6 protein-coding genes and 1 tRNA gene are annotated in these 6,091 nt (G+C 67.4%); all 7 read right to left on the bottom strand.

Annotation, left to right across the window (positions count from 1 at the left end; translation table 11 throughout):
* Positions 1–971 (bottom strand): hypothetical protein (locus AC1DBQ_RS20805; protein ID WP_476930316.1); only part of this gene is annotated, 971 nt, incomplete at its 3' end.
* 255 nt (positions 972–1,226) lie between these two features.
* A tRNA-Pro gene (locus AC1DBQ_RS20800) sits at positions 1,227–1,303 on the bottom strand.
* A gap of 148 nt (positions 1,304–1,451) precedes the next feature.
* Positions 1,452–3,002, bottom strand: coding sequence for a ribosome biogenesis GTPase Der (gene der / locus AC1DBQ_RS20795; RefSeq protein ID WP_476930315.1), 1,551 nt, complete (start codon positions 3,000–3,002; stop codon positions 1,452–1,454).
* Complete coding sequence (locus AC1DBQ_RS20790) at positions 2,999–3,679, bottom strand: lysophospholipid acyltransferase family protein (protein WP_476930317.1); 681 nt, start codon at positions 3,677–3,679, stop codon at positions 2,999–3,001. Before AC1DBQ_RS20790 ends, der begins: the two co-directional genes overlap by 4 nt.
* Before the next feature lie 73 nt (positions 3,680–3,752).
* Entirely contained in the window at positions 3,753–4,526 is a 774-nt protein-coding gene (gene cmk, locus AC1DBQ_RS20785) for a (d)CMP kinase (RefSeq protein ID WP_476930314.1), read from the bottom strand.
* Entirely contained in the window at positions 4,526–5,635 is a 1,110-nt protein-coding gene (locus AC1DBQ_RS20780; protein ID WP_476930313.1) for a prephenate dehydrogenase, read from the bottom strand. Before AC1DBQ_RS20780 ends, cmk begins: the two co-directional genes overlap by 1 nt.
* A gap of 2 nt (positions 5,636–5,637) precedes the next feature.
* On the bottom strand, positions 5,638–6,091 hold a 454-nt coding region (locus AC1DBQ_RS20775; protein WP_476930312.1), incomplete at its 5' end, for a pseudouridine synthase.

Raw genomic sequence — 6,091 nt, 5'->3', positions numbered from 1 at the left:
TTGGGACGGGCCGCGCCGGAGGCGTAGGCCGTGATGAACCCGAGGGACCGCGCCTGGGTCACCGTCAGGTTGAACACCACCGCCGAGACCTTCGCCGGGATCCCGTTGACCCCCGCGACCTGGAACGACACCGCGGAATTCGCGCCGATCGGTGAGCTGTTCCGGGTATCAAGGACCCGGGTGGGAGAGACCGGAGCGAACGTCCCGGGACGCTGCGAGGCACTCGCCCCGGCTTTGCCGGCCTTGATCACCACATCGTCKATGTAGCTGTCGCCGGACTGCTGCAGGTGCTCGGCCCCCAACTGCACCCGGGTGACCGCATTGAAGGCCGTGGCGACCTGGCTGGCATAGAGGAGCTGCCCGTCGAACCACACCTCAGCGGTGGAGGACGCCCCGTTGGCCACGACATGCACCACCAGATGATGCCACGTACCCAGCGGCACGGTAGGCGCCAGCGTCTGGTAGGAGAACACCCCGGCCTGGGTGGGGGACGTCACCCGAAGGACCAAGGCTCCGTTGTCGTTGCTGCGGAACACATCCAACATCCTGGTGCTGCCATTGAAGAACCGGAAGTAGGGGACATCGTTGCCCGCCAGGCYGGCCCGGGTGATGTTGAACCACCCGTCCGTGTAGACCTCGTCGMTGCCGGACGGCAGCGGCGCCGAGAAATTGGCCAGGGAGGTCGCACCGGTGGTCACGTGCAGGTACACCGAGCAGCGTCCAGAGTGTTGCTGGGCAGAAGAGACACTTGCCGTGCCGGTCCCGCCCGTGACGGGCGCGTCGAACCMCTCAGCGGTGATGCTGCCCGATTCAAAATTGGCCGCCGTCACGATCGTGCCCGGATACGCGTTGGTGGGCGGCGGAGTCCCCGGCTGGCAGGTAGCCGCGGACGCCGGACTCGCGCCGACGGCCAGTCCCACAACCAAGAGATTCAGCACGGCCATCGCTCCGGCCCGCAACAGTGTGTTCATTCGTCTACCCGCCCAGCCGAGGTATTCATGTCGGGTGAAAGACCCGATTCTTCGTCTGCAGTTGCMGGCGGCCCGGGATGCGGCCTGACCGCCGCCCCGATGGCGCTGTTCCTGCGATGCTGAGTGCAGGTTACCGAGCCTCACCTTGGGGAAAACTTGCCTGAATACGGGCTGGACACGGGCTGGACACGGAACTAATCCGGGAAACAGAAAACCCCGCCATTCCTTTGTCAGGAATGGCGGGGTTCTTTCTGTTGGTCGGGCTGACAGGATTTGAACCTGCGACCCCTTGACCCCCAGTCAAGTGCGCTACCAAGCTGCGCTACAGCCCGCTGGTTCCACCGTTCTCCGCCGGGAATTCCTCCTGGATTCTCTCCAGGATTTCTTCCAAGCAGTCCGGCCGAACCACCTCCAAAAGCTTACACGATCCTGGAGGGTGCCCGTGACAATTTCGCGCTGTCACGGCAAGGTGTGTCGGAATTAACGTTTCTTGCCACGCTTTTCGCGCACACGCATGTTGACTTCGATCGGCGTGCCCTCGAAACCGAAGGTCTCGCGGAGCCGTCGGGTGATGAAGCGGCGGTATCCGGGATCCAGGAATCCGGTGGTGAAGAGCACGAACTTCGGCGGCCGGCTGGAAGCCTGCGTGCCGAACAGGATGCGGGGCTGCTTGCCGCCGCGAACCGGGTGCGGGTGTGCTGCCACGAGTTCGCCGAGGAACGCGTTAAGGCGACCGGTCGGGATGCGCTTGTCCCAGCTTTCCAGGGCGGTGTCCAGGGCCGGGACCAGCCGGTCCTTGTGCCAGCCGGTCTTGGCGGAGATGTTGACTCGCGGGGCCCAGGCCACGTGCGCGAGGTCCTGGTCGATTTCGCGTTCGAGGTACCGGCGGCGCTCGTCGTCGAGGAGGTCCCACTTGTTGAAGGCGAGCACCAGGGCGCGGCCGGATTCGATGGCGAGCTGCAGGATGCGCACATCCTGCTCGCTGAGCACTTCATCCACGGCCAGGAGCACGACGGCGACCTCGGCCTTTTCGAGCGCGCTCTGCGTCCGCAGGGAGGCGTAGAAGTCGGCACCCTGGGCCATGTGCTGGMGCCGCCGGATGCCGGCGGTATCCACGAAGCGCCACGTGCGTCCGCCGAGTTCGATGAACTCATCGACCGGGTCGCGGGTGGTGCCGGCGGTGTTGTCCACCACCACACGCTCGGAACCGGCGAGCTTGTTCAGCAGGGAAGACTTGCCGACGTTCGGGCGGCCGATGAGGGCGACGCGGCGGGGTCCGCCGGAGCGCTCGAGGCCTTCGATCGTGGAGAACTCCGGGAGGGTGTCCATGACGTGGTCCAGGAGGTCGGCCACGCCGCGGCCGTGCAGGGCCGAGACGGGGTACGGTTCGCCGAAGCCCAGGCCCCAGAGGGCTGCGGAGTCGGCTTCCTGCGCGAAGTCGTCGACCTTGTTGGCCACCATGATGACCGGCTTCTTCGACTTGCGCAGCATCTTCATGACGCCTTCGTCGGTGGCGGTTGCGCCCACGGCCGAGTCGACGACGAACAGGACGGCGTCCGCGAGTTCCACGGCCATCTCGGCCTGCTCTGCCACGCGGGCGTGGATGCCGCGGGCGTCGTGTTCCCATCCGCCGGTGTCCACCACGGTGAAGTTGCGGCCGTTCCAGTGCGCCGAGTACATGACGCGGTCGCGGGTGACGCCGGGGGTGTCCTCGACGACCRCCTMACGGCGGCCCAGGATCCTGTTGACCAGGGTGGACTTGCCGACGTTGGGCCGGCCGATGATGGCCAGGACAGGATCGAGCTTGACCGGACCGTCAAAGTCCTCGTCGTCGAAGTGGCCGCTCAGCAGGGCGGCATCGTCCTCGTCCAGCTCGTAGTCGTCCAGGCCGGCCCGCAGGGAGGCGGCGCGGAGCTCCGCCTCATCGTCGTCCAGGGCGGCGAGGTGCTCAGCCACCTGGTCGGTGCCGGTKGGCGTGTATTCGTCTTCGCCGGCGCCAAAATTGCCGGAGGTTTGAGTCGTATCGCTCATTGCACTTTCCTTAGGTGGTGATCTGCCGGCGTCCCGGCTACTGCTTCATGACGTTGGTGCGGGGATTCCGCGTGGGGCAAGGTCTGCCCGGTTCTTTGGATCGAGTCCTGGACATGACGGGCCAGCGCGGCCCGGATTTCGGTTCCCGCCCTGTCCATTGAAACACGCCCGGTCTCACCGGGCCTGCGGCTGACGTTGATGGCCCCGCCGAAGCTGACGTGCAGCCGGCGGCGGGGTGCGGGAACACTGTCCAGGTCTTMGCCGCCAATCCTTGTGCCCAGGATGGACACGGGCACAACGGTGGCGCCGGAGTTGAGCGCCAGCCAGGCGACGCCGTTGTTGATCGCGGCCGCTGCACCGCTCCCCCGGGTGCCTTCGGGCAGAATCCCGACGCACCGTCCGGCGTCGAGCAGGCTCCGGGCCGCGGTCAGCGCCGCACGGCMGCCGCGGMGGTCGACGGGAAGCTGGCCCGATGCCGTGAGCACCCGGCCGAGGAACCMGGTGAACATTTCCTGCTTGACAAGGATGTGCATGGCCCGGGGCGAGGCGCCGAACATGACGGGCCCGTCGAGGAAGCTGATGTGGTTGCCGGCGAAAATCACCGGGCCGGTGGCCGGGACGTTGGACCGGCCGGTCACCGAGGTGCGGTAGACGACGTGGTCCAGGAGCCAGCCCACGGGCCGGCTCCACGCCGTCGTCCAGCGGCCGGGCAGGGAGGCCTGCAGAGTCGCCGGCGTTCCGGTGCGCCCGTCAGTCACCGTGGGCGGCCCTGTGCTGGACGCTATTTGGCTGGACGCCGCTTGGCTTGACAGCCGGGTGGTTGATGACGGTGTCCACGATATCGAGGGCGGCCTGAACCGTCTCGTCAAAGTCCAGGTCCGAGGAATCCAGGGTGACTACGCCGTCGGCGGCCGTGGTGAAGTTCACCACGGTGGAATCCTTGGCGTCGCGGCGGGTGACCTGGGCCGCCAGCTGCTCGGCATTCTGGCTCCCGCCCAGCTGGATGCCGCGCCGGCGCAGCCGCGCTTCTTCGCTGGCGGTGAGCAGCATCCGCACCTCGGCCCCGGGCGCGACGACGGTGGTGATGTCCCGACCCTCCACCACCATGCGGCGGTGGTGCTTTTCGATCAGTTCGCGCTGCCGGCGGATCAGTTCCGTGCGCGCGCGCAGGGTGGTGGCGACGGCGCTGACAGCGGCGGAAATGGCGGGCTCACGGATGGCGAGCGTCACGTCGTCACCGCCGACGCGGACAAATTCTTCCTGCGGGCTCGTGCTGACTTCCAGCGGCAGGGCCTTGGACGCGGCCTCCACCGCGGCGCGGTCTTCCAGGTCCGTGCCGTTCTGCAGGCAGAACCATGTCAGGGCACGGTACATCGCACCGGTGTCGAGGTAGGCCAGCTTGAGCCGGCGCGCCACCTCTTTGCTGACGCTGGACTTACCGGAGCCGGAGGGGCCGTCGATGGCGACCACAAGGCTTTTTCCGGGGCGCACCACGGCCACTGTCTCGATGAGTTCCTGGGTCATTACTGGAGTACCCGCCATCCACGGTCGTTAAGTGCTTCTATCAGGAGGTCGTGCTTGTTCGGCAGGACGGAAATTTCCACCATGCCCACGTTTTGTCCCGAGGAGTGGTCGAGACGCAGGTCCTCGACGTTGACGCCGATCTCGCCGATCTCCGTCAGGAGCTTCGCGATCTGACCCGGCGTGTCGTCGACCAGGACCGTCAGCCACGAGTAGGCCTGCGGGGGTCCRCCGTGCTTGCCCGGAATCCGGGACTKGCCGGCGTTGCCTTCGCTGATCAGCTGGGCAAGGTCCAGCCGGGCGCCGGGGGCAGCCGGGGCCTCCAGCGTGGCGATCAGCCGGTTGAGGTCCTCGCGGACCCCGTGCAGGATCGCAACCACCTTGTCCGCGTTCGCACCCAGGATCTGGACCCAGAGCGTGGGATCGCTCGCGGCGATCCGGGTGACGTCCCGCAGGCCGTTTCCGGCCAGGGACAGCGCGTGCAGGGGGGTGCCCTGCAGGCGGCTGGCCACGAGCGAGGACATCACCTGCGGCAGGTGSGAAACCAGCGCCACGGCTTCGTCATGTTCGGCGGCGGCGAATTCAGACACGACGGCACCAAGGTCGACGGCCAGCGCACGCGCCACCTGCAGGGACTCCGGCAGCGTTTMTTCCGMCGGGCACACGACCCACGGCATGGATGTGAACAGCTCGCCGCGGGCTGCGACGGGGCCCGATTTCTCTCGGCCGGCCATCGGGTGGGTACCCACGTAGCGGCCCAGGTCGGCACCGCGGCCGCGGAGGTCGGCCAGGATGCCTGCCTTCACGCTCGCGATGTCCACCACGACGGCGTCCGGGTAGTCCTGCAGCGCTTTGGCCACGACGTCGGCCGTGACGTCCGGCGGCGCAGCCACAACGACGAGCTCCGGCTGTTCCCCGTCAAGGCGCGCCAACGGCAGCCCGGCGCCGATGTCGACGGCGACGGCCTGGTTGGTGGGCGAGGGATCCGAGAGGAACACGGCAACGCCGCGCCCCCGCAGCCCCAGCCCGATGCTGGTGCCCAGGAGCCCGGCGCCCACAACGACCACCGGACCGTTGAGGTGTCCGCGGCCGTGCATGCGAAAGGCGGACATGCCTACAGCCCCACAGATGCCAGTAGGTGGCCGACTTCCTGCTTGCCGAGGTTGCGAATGCTGCCCTGGCGCTGGTTGCCCAGCCCGATGGGGCCAACCTTGACGCGGACCAGGCGCAGCACGGGGAAGCCGACAGCGTCGAACATGCGCCGGACGATCCGGTTTTTGCCCGAGTGCAGCACGACCTCAATCAGCACGTGGCCCGGAGTCGAATCCACGAGCTTGAAGGAATCCACCGAGGMGATGCCGTMTTCGAGCTCGACGCCTGCTTTGAGTTCGGCGCCAATGCCCTGCGGRAACGGACCGCGGACCTGCACGAGGTAGGTCTTGGGGACTTCGTAAGAGGGATGCGTCAGACGGTTGGCGAGCTCGCCGTCGTTCGTCAGGAGCAGCAGCCCTTCGGTGGCGACGTCGAGACGGCCCACGTGGAAGAGGCGTTCGCCATGGTGGTGGTGG

Source organism: Arthrobacter sp. 10T413_2, from assembly GCF_056394205.1.
This window is presented reverse-complemented; position numbering and strand designations above follow the sequence as displayed.